Genomic DNA, 17,506 nt, shown 5'->3' with positions numbered 1-17,506 from the left:
GAAATAATCCTCAGTAGTTCCAGTTCTGCCTGTGACTCGTTGCCTTGTACTAAATCAAAATTAAACAACTATAACTTTTATTTCTACTGTTTCTTTTCCTTTGTTTCAAAAAACTTTAGACTAAGTGCATAGAATCAAGGGAGGAAATCATGGAGACAGTAATCATCGGATACGCGCGTGTGAGTTCAATGGACAATCGGCAAGAGTTAGGCTTAGAAGTTCAGAAGTCAGCTCTGTGTGCTTGCGATTGTCTATTTTATGAGAAACACTCAGGGAGTGATGACGATAGACCGCAGTTGAAAAAAGCGATTGAGCTTGCTAAAGAGCTGAGTCAGCAAGGAAAGCAGGTTACGTTGATGATTTATAAGCTAGACAGGTTGACTCGCAAAATGCTGACGCTACTTGCGATTATTGAAGAGTTGAATCAGCACAAAATCACCTTGATTAGTCTGAAAGAAAAGATAGAGACAGATTCATTGACTGGAAAACTGCTGTGTATGATTTTGGGCTATGTGGCGGAGATGGAGTTGGAAAATATCCGAATGCGAACCAAGGAAGGCTTACAAAAAGCACGTGAAAAAGGGGTGCAATTAGGCAATAAAGGCATTGGAAAAGACAAGGAAGCACAAATCCTCTCCATGTACCAAGAAAATCATCTGTCCATTCGCAAGATGGCTCAGAAATTAGAGGTTTCAACCTCTACGATTTACAATGTACTCAATCGACATCAAGTACCATTACGTTCAAAAAATAACATCAAATGACTTGCTTTTCTATCTTTTTATGGTAAAATATCGGTGTTGATATTGTTTCGACAAACGTTCGTTTATCGAAACAGGGAAAAATGACACATAAATCATCCACTTTATGCGTAACTTCGGTTACTGATGAAGTGGATTTTTTGTGTTTTCAAGTGTTCCATCTAACGAACGTTTTTTGGAACACTTGTGATGTTTGCATTACAAGGTACCATCGTAAAGAAGGGAGCTGAAAGAGGTAGAGAGTATTTAGGAGTGATTGGATTTTTAAGATTGTAAAAAAAGAAAGGATAGGATATGAAACATACAGTTTATAAAATTCGCAAAACACGGACAGGGAAATTGCTATTTGTAGGAGCAGTCATGCTGGCTTTAGGAGGTGCTGCTTTGTCTGCGTCGAGTGATGTACACGCAGATGAGTGGATGGCGCGCTCTGTCCCAGAGATTCGAGCAGACTTGGAGAAAGAAGCTGCAGACAATCATGTCTACACCATTAAATGGGGTGACACACTCTCAGCGATCGCGCAAGCATCAGGTCTTTCTGTAGAAGGTTTGCAAGCTACAAATGAAATTGCCGATGCAAACTTCATCGTGGCAGGAAATCAATTATACATTGACGCTGAAAATAAAATCGTAGCTTACACAAACGAGGATAAGTCTGTAACCGTCCTTCAAGAGCAAGATGGTGCTTGGAAAAACATCACCGAAGAGCAAAAAGCTGAACGTGCCAAAGAAGCCATGGAAGTACAACCACATAAGGCTATTGTCGATACATCACAAACGAATTCTTCCGATGACTATTTGAGAAAAGATGAATCTGGAAATACGGTGAGATTAGAGATTGCAGTCGCTTCTATGAAAGATAAGGATGCCCCAACACCGGAAAATCCCTTGGAAGCTGTAAATCCAACTATTCCAAGTAACCAAGATAGCCCCACTCCTCCAACTGAAGCAGATATACCGACTTCTCCGTCTCTAGATACAAATCAAGGAGGTAGTGCTAATGTTATCATAGAACCAGCAGTAACGACTATCGACCCTTCTTATCTTGAGGAAGATATTGAGTTTACCGTAGAACGTGTGGCTGATAGTAGCTTGTTTGAGGGTGAGGAAGTAGTCGTCACTGAAGGACAAAAAGGGAAACGATTGATTACCTATCGTGATCTGACAAATGGTGTAGGTTATCTTTTTGAACGTCATATTATCAAGCAAGAGACGATAAAAGAACCTGTCAACAAAGTTGTCAAATACGGTACGAAAAAACGTGATGCAAATTCAGCACCAACGCCAAATGTACCAAATGTACCAAATGTACCAAATGTACCAAACACACCTAGCAATGATGACAACAAAAAACCTACAAACGACCCTACTAAAGTTGTAAGTCATAAAGACGTCACCGAGCAAACGTTGATTGACTTCAAAACTGAACGTGTCGCAGATGATACCATGTTTGAAGGCGACGAAGTAGTAGCAACTAACGGTCGAAAAGGTGTGCGTACAACTGTTTACCGTGAAAACCTCAATGCTGATGGCGTCGTGCTTTCACGTGAAAAAATTGGTGAGGATGAAGCGCCTGCCGTTAACAAAGTTGTGAAATACGGTACGAAAAAACGCTACCAAACTGTAAAAACAACAGTTAAGAAAGCGATTCCTTACGAAACAACGACATTCACGGATTTCAGCCTTCCAAAAGGTCAAACTAAAGTTATCCAAGCTGGTAGAGATGGTGAAGACGTGTACGAAGTGACAAATGAGGTAGACCTTAAGACAGGCCATCAATCAGAAAAATCTCGTACAAAAGTTTCAACCACCGCAGCAACTGCTAAAATCGTAGCAATTGGTGGTTATGAAGCACCAAAAGATACAACAGAAACTCGTCGCATCACTGACAAAATCACACATGGTACTGTGACTACGTTCGACAACAACATGTACGAGGGCGAAACACGTACTGAGGAAGGTTCCGATGGTTACGTGACGTACGAAGTGACATACAACGTGAGTGGATTGACTGGTCAAAAGACTGAGGTATCTCGTCGTGTGGTTGACCGCAAAGATGCGAAAAACACCATCATCTACAAAGGTACGAAAAAACGTCCAGTTGCAACACCTAAACCAGCACCTGCTCCCGTGCAACCTGTAACACCAGTACAAAGCGCTCCTGTTGTAAATACCACACCCGTTGCACCTACAACACCTACTACAAGTACAGGTTCTGTATTGTTGAACGCTAACGATGTGGCAATCGGTAAAGACCGCCCTTGGTACCAAGGTTTGCCTAAGTCAGCTCTTGCATTTGCGCAACTCTCACTTGATGAAAAAGAAAAGATTCGCCTTGGTCTTGACCCAAATGCAGACGTAGATGGTAAAAACCGTAATGCCCATGATTATGCAAGTACGGACGACATGACGCAAGCACAATTGGATGGTTTGATGAAGTACATTGATGTTGATAAGTTGAATGAAGAATTCCTCAAATTGCTCAACGAAGAACGTGCTAAGAAAGGTTTAAAACCTGCAGTTTATGCGGGTAAAAACAGTTCATTGCAACGTGCAGCAACGCAACGTGCGAAAGAAATGGCACACTATGGTTCAAGCCGTTATCAAGCTAAGAAGTCTGGTAAACACAAACGTCCAGATGGTAGCCAGTTTAGCACTGTATACACACCAAGTGAACGTGCTAAATTTGACTTGGTAAATGAAAACGCATTTAATAGCTACGGTGATTTAAGTGTGTTTGAAATTTTGAATGAACGTTACCTCGCGAAACAAATGTTTGAAGAATGGAAAAACTCACCGGGACACTATCGTTCAATGATGGTAGATGGTAAAAATCAAACAGTACATTTCGCAGTTAATTCATGGGCTGGCGAATATGTTCGCGAAGATAACACACATGATGATACTTGTATGATTAGTATGATGTCCATTGGCCTCGTTAATAATTAAGCATTGATAAAATCCTAGAAGGTTCTCCTTCTAGGATGTTTTTCTTATCTCAGCACCACCGCCTGCTTAGCAGGGATGAGAAAGCTGTCTGTTTGTTCGTTAAGCCCGACATGGGGGTAGCAAAGCACCAGTGTTTTCTTTTCGAGATTGTCATAGTGGACATCCTTATCAGAGAAGTTGATGAGGATAGTGAGCTGGTCCTCTTTGGTGCAAATGGTGTAGGAGAGGAGACTCTCTGAGAGCCATTTGACGTCGCAGGCATGTTTTATCTCTTCTTGTGTCTCTAGGCTGAGGCTTCCATGCGCTTTTCGAAAGGCGATCAAGTCACGGATAAAGTTTACATCTTTCTCATGCTCGCAGATCTGGATCCAATCTAGGCGATTGATGGCATCAGGGCTATTGTAGGTATTGCCAATCAAGTCCTTGGTCCGAAAGGCTTCCTGTCCGCTGTGGATAAAAGGCACGCCTTGAGAGAGGAGTACGATCTGAAGTGCTAAGCGGCTGTTTGCGTAGCGTTCTTCCTCGCTAATCTCAGGATTGTGGATTTTAAAGTAGTCAAAGGCTGTCGCATCATCGTGACATTCGACATAGTTAATGGCTTGCTGAGGTTGCACGAAATGCGCGTGACCATTTATTCCGATATTGCCAGTTAGGACATTTTCCATCTGGTGGGCGGGATAGTCTTTCTCAAGCCTGTGCCCGTGTAGGATGGTTTCCTTGACCGTATCTCTAAAATGGTCACTGAAAAAGCCATAGTTAGGGAGTTGCTCAGCGTTGAATTGATGGGCGAGCTGTTGCGTTTCAAGCCCTGTCGGCATTTCCCAGCCCTCGCCGTAGAGATAGATGTTTGGGTAGAGTTCTTTGAGTTCCTTTGCGATTTCCTGCATGGTGATGATGTCTAAAATTCCCATCAAATCAAAGCGGAAACCATCAAAACCGTAGAGTTCAACCCATTGTTTGACAGATTGTTTGATGTAGGAGCGGACCATGGCACGCTCGCTTGCGACATCATTGCCACAGAAGGTGCCGTTGGTGAGGTTACGCTCATCATCATAGCGGAAAAAGTAGCCAGGGACGATTTGCTCAAAAGCGTAGGTTTTAGAGTTGTAGACATGATTGTAGACCACGTCCATGATGACACTGATATTTGCTTGATGGTAGCTGGCAATCACCTCTTGCAACTCGGTGATACGGCTGTATGGATCTTGTGGGTTTGAGGCAAAGCTCCCTTCTGGGACATTGTATTGGACAGGGTCGTAGCCCCAGTTGTAGGCTAGATTGGGATGAGTTTCGTCCACACTGCCAAAGTCATAAAGGGGCATAAGTTGGATATGAGTAATCCCAAGGTTTTTGAGGTAGTTCATGCCGATACGTTGTCCTGCTAGAGTTGGACTTTCTAGCAAGCCTTGGAATTTCCCCGCATGCTGAAATCCAGTCTCTTTTTGCATGGAGAAGTCACGCACGCTCATCTCATAGATAATAGCTTGAGTCGGCTTGATTTGGCTTTTTGCGCGTGTGATAGGCTTTGTAATCTTGCGCTTGTCAATGACAAAGCTGCGATTAGAATTTGTCTCAGAAGACAGAGCATAGGGGTCGTGGACCTCTTTCCATTCGTTTTGGACCTTATGGAGGTAGCTGTAAGGATGCCCTTCAAGGTCGCCCTCGATAATCGCTTGCCAGACGCCTTTTTCACCACGAGCAAGGGCAAAGGCTTTGCTATCTAGCAGTAAAAAGACCTGCTCTGACATTGGTGCCCAGAATTTGAAACGAGTCCGAGTCGGGCTGTACGCTGCGCCCAAATCATCCCCCTCATAGGCAAAGACTTCATCAAAAATAGGCTGGCGGACAATATCTCGGAAATAGAGGAATGACTTGTTGCGATCCTGATCATAAATCCAGTAAGTCGCGTCTAACGAGAGTTTGTGAGCACTTTTTAAGGTCAAGTGGACTTGCTCGTCCTTGTGGGTCAAATCCATCGGTAAAAGCTTTTGTTCTGGATTTTCAAAGCTAAAGCAAAGGTTGTCTGAAAAGAAGGCTTTATCCATCTCGATACGGATGAGATCCTCATCGTCTAAAAAAGCCTGAAAAATACGGAAAACCATACGTTTCCTTTCTAATGTTCGATAATTTGGTGGGGAATGAGCTGGCGGTAGCAAATCTGACGATTTTCTTTGGCGTCGTTGATGATTTGTAAAATCGTGTTAAAGGATGTCCGTCCAAGCTCTAATGTGTTGATGTCGATATGGGCGGAAAGCTCCAATTTTGGTCGTAGCGATGAAAAGGTCAAAACAGGAACGTCTCGCTTATGGGATTCGATATACTTGCAAACTCCTTCGGCAAGAAGGGCGTCTGTCGTGATAATAGCATCAACTTCAGGGTTGTGCTTGAGCAGGCGCTTGGTAAATTGATAGCCCTTGTCCTCTAAAAATTCACTCGCAAAGGTGACGCTGTGATGGTCAAGAGCCAGTCCGTGCTGTTTGAGGGCTTCTTGGTAGCCTTGGTAGCGGTCTTGGGTTACAAAGAGTTTTTTATTTCCCCCTAGGAAAGCGATGTGTTTGCAGCCTTTTTGGATAAAATATTCCGCCGCATCAATTCCTGCTTGGATATTGTCATTATCGACCAAGGGGATAAAGGGAGAGAGAGATTTCCCAAGGATGAGAAAAGGAAACTGCTCTTCGCTCACCATCTGAATCAAAGGGTCATTTTCCTGTGAATAGAGGAAAATCAAGCCGTCCACGCGTTTTCCCATAACCATTTGAGAAATGGCTTCCATGCGCTCTTCTTCGTTCTTCCCTGTGGCAATCTGAATGGCATAGTGGTGTTCTGCGGCAGCCTGTGCGATACCTCGAAAGACAGATGGAAAGAAGGGATTTTGGTAAAAAATATCCGAGTCATCAGGTAAGACCAGTCCGATGACTTGAGTGTAGCTGCTGACCAGACTTCTGGCATTGAGATTGGGGTGGTAGTTGAGTTCTTTCATAGCCTTGCGAACTCGTTTTTTGGTCTCATCGCTAATGCTTGATTTATTTTGCACCACACGGGTGACTGTCGAGGGGGAAACCCCAGCTAATTTAGCGACATCTTTGATGGTAACACGCATAAAAACCTCCTATTGCTCCGTCGCATCATCGCGGAAATGTGTCTTGTAAAATAAAATCACGAGATAAAGGACAAACAAAATATTCTGACAAGTGATCATCGTCGTCATGGGTTGCCCTAGTAAGCCTAAGATAAGGGCGATCATCGTAGGCATCCCCAGACAGTTGAGAATGAAATGATAGCATTCCTTGACTGTTCGAAAAGAGAAAAGGCGTGATTTCTTAGTGAGATACAAAAAGAAAGTTGCCCCTATTGCCACGATGAAAAAGTTCAACGTTAATAAAGCTCCAGATAATCCGATGAGAAAGAGACTAATAGCCAAGCGATTTTGCTGAAACCAGTCTTGGTTAATGGCTTCCATCAAACGTTCCTTACTCTTTAATGCTTCATTGTCAATAGCTTGATAGGCTAGATTGGCGAGTTCCTCTCCAGCTTGGCTGATGACGAGTCGGTTAGGCTCAAAAGCTAGAGTCAGCTTTTGCTGCGGTTTTGTCTGGTCTTGTCCAATTAATACATCACCCAAAGGACTCCTATGTGTAGCAAGAGTGCCTGTATAGCTCAGCTGATGATTGCTGATCTGTGCATGCTGAGAAAAATCTTGCATGACCTCATCGGTCAGAGGTTCAAATACTGGCTCGATAAAGGTCGAAAGCGGATAAGACGTGCGATCCGCCTGCTGGACAGACACAGGAATCAACAAAAGTGCAATCAAAAAGACACTGGTAAACATCAGCTGAAACCAGCTCAAGGATTTGCGATAGGCAAAGGGACGTTTAACCCCCCAAATAGCTGCAAAATAAGAAAATGGATAAGGAAGCATAATCGTACTTTCTAATGGAGAGTGGAGATATTTCCCCAAACTCACAGGATAATACTGGTGACAAATCAAGTTCTAGCTATATCGTCAGTCATGATATAGTTGTTTAGCTTTGATTTAGTACGAGGCAATGAGTCGCAGGCAGAACTTAGGTTAACTGAGGATTATTTCATAATCCTTATTTCCCACCTTCAACAGTCCAGTGGACTTAGTTGAGGATTATTACTTAATCCCTATTTCCAACCTTAAACAGTCCACTGGACTGTTTAAGCAAGACGAGTTAACGACGTAATAAATGAAGACTAAATGACTATAAATGCTAGTCAGGTCTTGATTTGTGAGGTTTAAAGGTTAGGCAGGAAAGGTTCTTATCAAAAAACAGGGTGGGACAAGATTATCCCTTGTCGCCACCACTTGTTAAGCCAGATACAAAGTTCTTTTGCAGGAAGAAGAATAAAATACAGATCGGAAGAGCAGTAAGGATGGCTCCAGCCGCAAAGAAAGCGATTTTAAGGTTTTTCACATCGCTGACAAAGGTTCTGAGTCCAACTGCCACTGTGTAATATTCTTTCTCACGCAGTAAGAAACTTGATAAGATATAGTCTCCAAATGGTCCCATAAATGCCCAGAGAGCTTGCACGGCAATCATCGGACGTACGAGGGGAAGCACGATTTGCCAGAAACGTCTGAAATGACCAGCACCATCTAGTTTTGCGGATTCATCAAGAGACATCGGAACGGTATCAAAGTAGCCTTTCATCAACCAAGCATTCATCGGAATTCCTCCACCGACATAAATCAAGATGAGGAACCAGCTATGGTTTAGAGCGTTTAGCATGAGCGCCATGACAAAGAAGGCTGTTAGAGCTGCCATGGTCGGCACCATTTGGATGATGAGAAAGAATACCAAGCTTTGTTTTCTTGCCAAGAAATTGTACCTGCTGTAAGCGTAACCAGCTAATACTACTATACTGGTTTGCACAATCATTGTCAAGAAAGCAATGATGAGGGTATTGAGATACCAAGTCCCGTAGAGGGTTTCAGAAAAGAGCCTCCTAAAATTATCCAAGCTAAAGTTGATATTGGTATCCAATTTAAAGGCCACGACGTTCCCTGTTTTAAAGGCCGATAAAATGGTAATCAAAATCGGATAGAGGATAATGATGGATAAGGCAATCAGGTAAAAGTAGGTCAAAAAATGACTGAAGCGACGTTTGAATTTTACAGAATTCATCTTATACATCCTCCATTTCAAATGCGTGTAGTTTCTTGAAGGCAATCATGGAGATGGAAATGACGATGAGAGAGATAATCAAGGTCACGGCTGCTGCCATAGAGTATTGCGGAGCCGTTCCTGTCGTCAAGCGATAAATCCATGAAATCAAGATGTCTGTTGAGCCTGCGCCCCCGCCGACACTACCAGGGCCTCCACCATTAAAGAGGTACATGATGGAGAAGTTGTTGAAGTTAAAGGTGTATTGGCTGATGAGGGTTGGTGCTGCCACCGCTAAAATCATCGGGAAGGTAATATTGCGGAATTTCTGCCAAGCATTTGCCCCATCGATATAGGCAGCCTCGTAGAGATCATTTGGAATGGATTGTAAAATTCCTAGCGTCAATACATAGATATAAGGGAATCCTAGCCAGCCTTGCATCATAATGAGGGCAATCTTTGTCCAAGTCGGATCGGTCTTCCAAGGAATGATATGACCATTTAGGAAAGGCAGAACCTTACCAAGCAAAGGAATAACTTGTGTATTGATAGCACCGATACTGTCATTAAACATATTGCTAAAGGTCAAGATGGTAATGAAAGCAGGTACTGCCCATGGAAGGAGGAAGATAACGCCAAAGATTCGTTTTCCTTTGATGAACGGTTGATTGGCTACGATAGCGGTAAAGATACCAATGACAATCTGCACGGTTGAAGCTGCTAAAGCCCAAATAATGGTCCAAGAAAGGACAGAGCCAAAGGCACTGCGGAAAGTACTTAGACGCCAGATGTTTGAAAAGTTGCTAAATCCCACCCAGTCTAAGAGCTTGGTCGGAGGCAGATGTTTAAAGTCATAGTTGGTAAAGGCAATGAGCAGCGTCACCACGACAGGGAAGATAATAGCCGCTGTCATAGCAATATAAGAAGGAATGATTAAAAGATAGGGAAATCCATTGCTGTAAATTTCCTTGCCCATATCTTTTAAGGTGATAGGGATTTTAAAGCCGTCATTCCACCGTTTGGCAACGGTATAGGCGTCTTTTAGATTCAAAGCGTAAAAAATGCCATAAACCACTACCAAAATCAAATGGAAAGCGCCACGGATCAGCATAAAGAGGGAATTATCACGAAATGGTCGCGTTCCCAAGGTCACAAGACCTGCTAATTCTGGACTAGCAATAGCGATTAAGTAAACCAGAAAAACAAGCGTGACACCAAGGAATATCCATCCTTTAGCCTTTTGCTTATTGTAGATTTGTCCAAGTCCTGGAATCAGGGAGAGCAGTAATGCTTTACTTGGATTTTGTTGTGTCGTCATAAAAATCTCCTTTGTAAGAACCTGTATTCATCAGCGAAGTCTTCTAATTGGGAGCTTATTTTATGATCATCAAGGCGTTTTTTGAAGGAATACTGACTGTATTTCGAAAAAAAGCAACGATGAGTAGCGAAAATAAGTCCTGAATAGAGTTGCTGAGTTGTGAATATAGGTTCTAAGCCTTGATGAGTGTGAAAAGGCAATCATCGAGAGAGTCTAGCACAAGATAAAGATAAGACTCGACTGGGAGTGCCTATCGAGTCTTACCTGCTATCTGCTGTTTATCAGCTTATTTATCACCGAATTTTTGATCAATCGTATCTTTGATCAATTTCACAGCGTCTCCAGCAGCCATTTTTGCATCTTTTTTGCCACTTACAGCGTCAAAGAGCATCGTTTTTGCTGGATCCCAAATAGTGCTCATTTCAGAGATATTTGGCATTGGTTGAGCAGCTTGGAATTGTTTGATAACGGCTGTTGTCAACTCATCATTTTTACCTTCTGCGTATGTACGAGCTTCTGTATTTGCAGGGATTTCATTGGTTGCATCGTAAAAGGCTTTTTGTTGATCTGTTGTTGTCAAGAATGACACAAATTTTTGAGCTAATTCTGGGTTTTGGCTACCAGCAGGGATGACCCAAGCTTTTCCTCCACCAAAGGCTTCATAGTTTTTGCCGTTTGGAAGAGTTGGAATGGTTGCAACACCGTAGTTGATTTTCGCATCTTTAAAGGCAGAAGCTTTCCAAGGTCCATCGATAATCGCAGCTGTTTTACCTTCTTGGAATTGAGTTTGGATCAAGTTGCCAGCACCTTCAGTATCTTGCATTCCTTTTGGCCATTTTGCATACCAAGTTTTGGCATATTCGATCCCTTTAATAGAGCCTTCATTTCCAAGTCCGACATCTTTAGGATCTTTTCCATTGTCACCAAAGACGTAGCCACCATTACCAGCTAAAAGTCCATAAGTGTAGTAGAAGTTTGTCCAATCTGCAAGAAAGGCAGTTGTCTTGCCGTCTTCGCCGGCAAAGGCATACTTGCTATCTTTAGCAAGTTCTTCAACTTCTGCAAATGTTTTTGGCGCTTCAGAAATCAAGTCTTTATTATAGTACATGACCAATGTTTCGATAACAGCAGGAGCACCGTAAGTTGTTCCGCCAACTGTTACGAGAGATTTGGTCGTATCATCAGCCATGCCTTCTTTTTCTAGCTTGACTTCTGCTAGCTGACCATCTGTACCAAGGCTACCAACACGGTCATATGGAGACATCATCACATCTGGTGCTTTTCCAGATTGGTTGTCAAGAGAGAGATTTTCAAGACCCGTTAATTGATCTCCGGTTTTGATGGTTACTTTTGCGCCGCTTTCTTTTTCAAACGCAGCTGCCGCTTTTTCAGCGTAGTCTTTGTATTGCTCTTCTACGTAGAAAGTAAGACTCTTACCATCTCCTCCTGCATTATCTGTGGATTTTCCTCCACAAGCGACTAACATCAAGCTAGCCAAACCAACAGTTCCAAGAACTGCAGCACCTTTAAACAATCTATGTTTCATGATTGAGTTTCCTCCTAGAAAATATGGGATAAGAAATTGAATTCGTTTACGCAAACGTTTTCTTAAACTATATTTAGTATATCAGAAATAGAAAGCGTTTGCAAGTCTTTTTGTTAAAAATTTGTAAGAAAATTTTTTCTGTAAATTTTTGGCTATATTAAGGCTAAAACGCATAGATAAAACATAGCTAGCTTAAAAAATAGAAAAAAGTTTCTAAAAATGGTTGCACTTCTTAGCGTTTTAAGTTATAATCAAATCAACGCAAACGTTTTCATGGAAATCAACGCTTGCAAACAGAATTATTCATTGAGGTGATGATATGAAAAAACGACAAAGCGGAGTTCTCATGCACATTTCTTCTCTTCCAGGGAAGTATGGCATTGGTTCTTTCGGAAAAAGTGCCTATGATTTTGTAGACTTTTTGGTTCGCACCAAGCAACGCTATTGGCAAATCTTGCCTCTAGGCACTACGAGCTATGGGGATTCTCCTTACCAATCTTTCTCAGCATTTGCAGGAAATACCCATTTTATTGACTTTGACCTCTTGATGGAAGCAGGGCTTTTGTCATCAGAAGATGTGGGAAATCGTGATTTTGGGGATAATCCTCATCAAGTAGATTATGCCAAGGTCTTTGAAGCACGTCGTCCTGTCTTAGAGAAAGCTGTTCAAAACTTCCTTGCAAAAGGAGAGCTTTCAGACTATGAGCAGTTTGTAGCTGACAACCATGCTTGGCTTGAAGTCTTTGCAGAATACATGGCCATTAAAGAACATTTTGACTTGCTAGCTTGGACGGAGTGGCCAGATGAAGCAGCCAGAAGACGCGATACAGAAGCTCTTGAAAAATACCGTACAGATTTGGCGGATAAATTGACCTATCACCGTGTAACTCAATATTTCTTCTTTAAACAATGGCTTGCCTTAAAAGCTTATGCCAATGAACGCCATGTTGAGATTGTCGGCGATATGCCGATTTATGTGGCAGCAGATAGCTGTGAAGTTTGGTCACAACCACAATTCTTCAAAACAGACGAAGTGGGTCGTCCAACAGCTGTTGCAGGTTGCCCACCAGATGAATTTTCAGCCACAGGTCAGCTCTGGGGCAATCCAATCTATGACTGGAAAGCGATGGATGAAGACGGTTATAGCTGGTGGATTGACCGTCTACGTGAGAGCTTTAAAATCTACGATGTTGTACGGATTGACCACTTCCGTGGCTTTGAGTCTTACTGGGAAATCCCAGCTGACTCTGATGTTGCATCAACCGGTAAATGGGTCAAAGGTCCAGACTATGCCCTCTTTAAAGCAGTCAAAGAGGCCTTGGGTGATTTGAATATCATCGCAGAAGATCTTGGATTTATGACAAATGAAGTGATTGAGTTACGTGAAAAAACAGGATTCCCTGGTATGAAGGTCACTCAATTTGCCTATAATCCAGATGATGAAAGCATTGATAGCCCACACCTTGCACCAAACAACTCTGTCATCTATACCGGTACGCATGATAATAATACCATCATGGGTTGGTACAAGGATGAGATTGATGACAAGACTCGTGCTTACATGGAGCTTTACACCAACCGTAAAGAGTACGAAACCGTACCACACGCTATGCTTCGCACCATCTTTAGCTCTGTCAGCTATATGGCTATTGCAACCATGCAAGACTTGCTAGAGCTAGATGGCTCTGCTCGTATGAACTTACCATCTACTATCGGTGGCAACTGGTCATGGCGCATGACGGCAGACGAATTGACTCCAGAAATTGAATCAGAATTGCTTGGCTTAACTACGACCTACCGTCGAATCAACGAATATTTAGCCAATTAGTTTCTATTTTAAGGCCTTGTGGACAGGCAACTTGCTTTTCCCCGCCACTCTATGTAAAATAAAATTAAAAGACTATATCACGAAAAACGAAGACGAATATGGGAGAAACTATGTCAAACTTACAAGAATATATCCAAAAAAATTATCAAAAAGACCTTGTGGCTTGTAACAACGAAGAATTGTATATTGCCTTGTTAAACTATACCAAAGAATACAGTGCAAAAAAGCCAGTCAACGATAGCAAGAAAAAACTCTACTACATCTCAGCAGAATTCCTCATCGGAAAACTCTTGTCTAATAACCTCATCAATCTCGGTTTGTACGATGACATCAAACAAGAACTTGCTGCAGCTGGCAAAGACTTGATTGCAGTGGAAGAAGTGGAGCTAGAGCCTTCTCTTGGAAATGGAGGCTTGGGACGTTTGGCAGCTTGCTTCCTTGACTCGATTGCAACTCTTGGCTTAAATGGAGACGGGATTGGTCTTAACTACCATTTCGGACTGTTCCACCAAGTGCTGCAAAATAACCAACAAACGACCGTGCCAAACTTTTGGCTTTCTGAGCAAAACTGGCTCATCAAGTCTGAAAAGTCTTATCAAGTACCCTTTGCTAACTTCACGCTAACCTCAACCTTGTACGATATTGATGTCCCAGGTTACAAGACGGAAAAGAAAAATCGCTTGCGCTTGTTTGACCTTGATTCTGTGGACGCTAGCATTATCCATGACGGGATTGACTTTGACAAGACAGATATTGCCCATAACTTGACCTTGTTCCTTTATCCAGACGATAGCGACCGTCAAGGAGAACTGCTCCGTATCTTCCAACAATACTTCATGGTTTCAAATGGTGCTCAGTTGATTTTGGATGAGGCATTGGCTAAAGGTAGCAATCTTCATAATCTAGCAGACTACGCAGTCATTCAAATCAATGATACCCACCCATCTCTTGTTATTCCAGAAATGATTCGTCTCTTGACTGAGCGTGGCATTGAGCTAGATGAGGCGATCACGATCGTGAAGAATATGACTGCCTATACCAACCACACGATCTTAGCAGAAGCGCTTGAAAAATGGCCAATCGACTTCTTGGAAGAAGTGGTTCCTCACTTGGTACCCATCATTCGTGAATTGGATCGTCGTATCAAAGAAACCTATAGTGACCCTGCGGTGCAAATCGTTGATGAACATAACCGTGTACACATGGCGCACATGGATATCCACTACGGATACAGTGTCAATGGGGTTGCAGCTCTTCATACAGAAATCTTGAAAAATTCTGAGTTGAAGGCTTTCTACGACATTTATCCTGAGAAATTTAATAATAAAACAAACGGTATTACCTTCCGCCGCTGGCTCATGCATATCAATCCACGCCTTTCTCACTATCTTGATAGTCTTCTTGGCAAGGATTGGCACTATGATGCAGCGAAATTGGAAGACTTGCTTGACTTCTCTGGCAATAGCGATGTGAAAGCTGAGCTTGAGAAGATTAAGGCTCACAATAAACGGAAATTAGTCCGCCATTTGAAAGAGCACCAACATGTAGAGATTAACCCAGATTCGATCTTTGACATCCAAATCAAGCGTCTCCATGAGTACAAACGTCAACAAATGAATGCTCTTTATGTGATTCATAAATATTTGGACATCAAAGCAGGCAATATCCCAGCTCGTCCAGTCACCATCTTCTTTGGTGGAAAAGCAGCACCAGCCTACACGATTGCACAAGACATCATTCACTTGATTCTTTGCTTGTCTGAGGTTATTGCAAATGACCCAGATGTAGCACCGCATTTGCAAGTCGTGATGGTGGAAAATTACAACGTTACTGCAGCAAGTTTCTTGATTGCCGCAGGAGACATCTCAGAGCAAATTTCCCTCGCTTCTAAAGAAGCATCTGGTACAGGAAACATGAAGTTCATGCTCAATGGTGCCCTTACCTTGGGAACATCTGACGGTGCAAATGTTGAAATTCATGAGTTGGTTGGCGATGAGAATATCTATATCTTCGGTGAAGACAGCGAGACGATCATCCAGCACTATGCACATAGTAGCTACATCTCACGCGATTACTATGAGCGCGAAGCGATTAAACCATTGGTGGACTTTATCGTGAGCGATACAGTAAGAGCCGTTGGGCAAAGCGAACGATTGGAGCGCTTGTATTATGAATTGCTCAATAAAGACTGGTTCATGACCTTGATTGACCTTGAAGACTATATCGCAACGAAAGAGCGTATGCTAAAAGACTACGAAGAGCGCGATAGCTGGTTAGAGAAAGTATTGGTCAATATCGCCAAAGCTGGGTTCTTTTCAGCAGACCGCACCATCGCTCAATACAATGAAGATGTATGGCATTTGAATTGATTTCTTTCCTTTCAATCTTACCTTGCTAATAAAATGAACAAATCCCAGCCTTATCTTGAGGCTGGGATTTTGTGTAGCGATGATAGACATTTACTATTTATATGGCTAAAAATTCAGAAAAATCTGTATTTTAAGCTATAATAGTCTATAATTTTTAGGAGAGGACAGAAACAGCCAATGATTTCATATCAAGAATCCCGTATTCAAATTATCAAAGACTTTGCGAGTCATTTTATTAGCTCTGTTAGTGGCAAGAGTTTTACTTTTGATAGATACAGTAGTTTTAATCCCTAGAATGTTGTCTATTTTATAGAGAAGAATTTACACAATCATCCCTTAAATAAACTTGATATCTTAACATGATTGCGCTATAATGAAATCAATCTTTTTCGTAGAAATGGAGGGAATGATGATGAAAAAGAAACCGATTTACTTATATGTGCTTTTGGTGATTTCAGGGGCTTTGACCTTATGGGGCGTTTTTAGTCAATTTACGACGAAACCTGATTCAGTCCTTGCCGTCATAAAGGAATCCTATCAAAAGCAAAATATTCCAAATGCTCAGACTGAAGAGCTCATGAAGGTTTTTCGCAAGACCATAGAATTTAATCTGAATACCGTCCATAAAGCTTTTGTAGTGGTTGGTTTGGTGCTACTCCTCATTACCCTTTTCCTACTCCTTAAAAAGCAGGTCTTACAGGCAAATCTTTCCTATCTGGCTTACCTCCTTCTTAAAGTAGTGCTAGGAATTTATGGCTTTGTAGGCTCAACCAGTATCGCACGTTCTGTCTATGCAGGTAATCAAGATATGATTGATGCAAGTATCCAAGGAAGTAGAGTGACGCTTATCGTGACCGTTGTGGTTTATCTAATTCCGATTATTCTCGTTTTCTACAAACTCTGGCAGCAACAAAAAGCAGCAGATACTACGGAAGAATAGTATTTTGGTAAATAGTTGACAAAAAACATCTATCACTTTAGAATTTAGAGTGATAGATGTTTTTGATTAGAATGGAGAATTCATGAAAATTTCCCTTGTATATATTAGCTTAAGTGGCAATACGGAGAGTTTTGTCAAACGCTTGAGCACTTTTTTAGAAGACAGACATCCTGATGTGGAGGTGGAACAAATCAACATCAAGGATATGGTCAAGTACGACCATCCCTTTTATCCTATGGAGAATTCATTTGTAGCATTCTTGCCGACCTACTTAGAGGGCGGTAATGGCTTAGACAATGGAGATGTAGAGATTTTGACCAATGATTTGGGTCGTTTTATCGCTTTTGAAAATAACCAAGACAAGTGTCTAGGGATTGTGGGGTCTGGGAACCGTAATTTCAATCACCAATATTGCCTAACAGCTAAGCAGTACGCTGAGAGGTTTGGATTTCCTGTCCTTGATACTTTTGAATTGCGGGGCATGCAAGATGACATCAAGCGCATTGGACAAACGATTGAGGCATTGTATGGCTTAGACTCATAAGATTTTTACAGTCTTGCGTAAGAGATAGTCATTTAGTTTTCATTTATTATGTCGTTACCTCGTCTTGCTCCAACAGTCTCCCAGACTGTTGGAGGTTGGAAATAGGTAATCTTCAGATAACC

The 17,506-nt window shown here is 42.1% G+C and carries 12 protein-coding genes; 6 read left to right on the top strand and 6 right to left on the bottom strand.

Going from position 1 to position 17,506, the window contains the following annotated elements:
* Nucleotides 1–149 precede the first annotated feature (149 nt).
* Both AB1I63_07760 and AB1I63_07755 read left to right on the top strand, forming a co-directional pair.
* Nucleotides 150–764: a recombinase family protein gene (locus tag AB1I63_07760; protein MEW4354767.1), complete on the top strand. Its 615-nt coding sequence runs from the start codon at nt 150–152 to the stop codon at nt 762–764.
* 291 nt (nt 765–1,055) lie between these two features.
* On the top strand, nt 1,056–3,710 hold the full coding sequence (locus AB1I63_07755; GenBank protein MEW4354766.1) for a G5 domain-containing protein: 2,655 nt from the start codon (nt 1,056–1,058) through the stop codon (nt 3,708–3,710).
* Nucleotides 3,711–3,754: 44 nt separating this feature from the next.
* Here the strand turns inward: AB1I63_07755 and pulA are convergent, their stop codons facing one another.
* The 6 genes from pulA to AB1I63_07725 form a co-directional block, all read right to left on the bottom strand.
* Nucleotides 3,755–5,812, bottom strand: a complete 2,058-nt coding sequence (gene pulA / locus AB1I63_07750) for a type I pullulanase (protein MEW4354765.1) — start codon at nt 5,810–5,812, stop codon at nt 3,755–3,757.
* 11 nt (nt 5,813–5,823) lie between these two features.
* On the bottom strand, nt 5,824–6,810 hold the full coding sequence (locus AB1I63_07745; protein ID MEW4354764.1) for a LacI family DNA-binding transcriptional regulator: 987 nt from the start codon (nt 6,808–6,810) through the stop codon (nt 5,824–5,826).
* Between the two features lie 9 nt (nt 6,811–6,819).
* A complete protein-coding gene (locus AB1I63_07740) occupies nt 6,820–7,629 on the bottom strand; it encodes a DUF1189 domain-containing protein (GenBank protein ID MEW4354763.1) in 810 nt (269 codons plus the stop codon).
* 391 nt (nt 7,630–8,020) lie between these two features.
* Nucleotides 8,021–8,869 (bottom strand): sugar ABC transporter permease, encoded by an 849-nt coding sequence (locus tag AB1I63_07735; GenBank protein ID MEW4354762.1) that lies wholly within the window; start codon nt 8,867–8,869, stop codon nt 8,021–8,023.
* Entirely contained in the window at nt 8,862–10,157 is a 1,296-nt protein-coding gene (locus AB1I63_07730; protein ID MEW4354761.1) for an ABC transporter permease subunit, read from the bottom strand. Before AB1I63_07730 ends, AB1I63_07735 begins: the two co-directional genes overlap by 8 nt.
* A gap of 286 nt (nt 10,158–10,443) precedes the next feature.
* Nucleotides 10,444–11,703, bottom strand: a complete 1,260-nt coding sequence (locus AB1I63_07725; protein ID MEW4354760.1) for an extracellular solute-binding protein — start codon at nt 11,701–11,703, stop codon at nt 10,444–10,446.
* A 319-nt stretch (nt 11,704–12,022) separates the two neighbouring features.
* Here AB1I63_07725 and malQ point away from each other — a divergent pair, with 319 nt between their 5' ends.
* From malQ to nrdI, 4 genes are all read left to right on the top strand, one after another.
* The gene (malQ, locus tag AB1I63_07720; GenBank protein ID MEW4354759.1) at nt 12,023–13,531 is read left to right on the top strand and encodes a 4-alpha-glucanotransferase; all 1,509 of its coding nucleotides are present in this window, start codon (nt 12,023–12,025) and stop codon (nt 13,529–13,531) included.
* A gap of 110 nt (nt 13,532–13,641) precedes the next feature.
* A complete protein-coding gene (locus AB1I63_07715; GenBank protein ID MEW4354758.1) occupies nt 13,642–15,900 on the top strand; it encodes a glycogen/starch/alpha-glucan phosphorylase in 2,259 nt (752 codons plus the stop codon).
* Between the two features lie 409 nt (nt 15,901–16,309).
* Entirely contained in the window at nt 16,310–16,840 is a 531-nt protein-coding gene (locus tag AB1I63_07710) for a hypothetical protein (protein ID MEW4354757.1), read from the top strand.
* Nucleotides 16,841–16,922: 82 nt separating this feature from the next.
* Nucleotides 16,923–17,384: a class Ib ribonucleoside-diphosphate reductase assembly flavoprotein NrdI gene (gene nrdI / locus AB1I63_07705; GenBank protein MEW4354756.1), complete on the top strand. Its 462-nt coding sequence runs from the start codon at nt 16,923–16,925 to the stop codon at nt 17,382–17,384.
* Nucleotides 17,385–17,506: the final 122 nt, after the last annotated feature.

The organism is Streptococcus pneumoniae, assembly GCA_040719455.1.
In the GTDB taxonomy this organism is placed as follows: domain Bacteria; phylum Bacillota; class Bacilli; order Lactobacillales; family Streptococcaceae; genus Streptococcus; species Streptococcus pneumoniae_G.
This window is presented reverse-complemented; position numbering and strand designations above follow the sequence as displayed.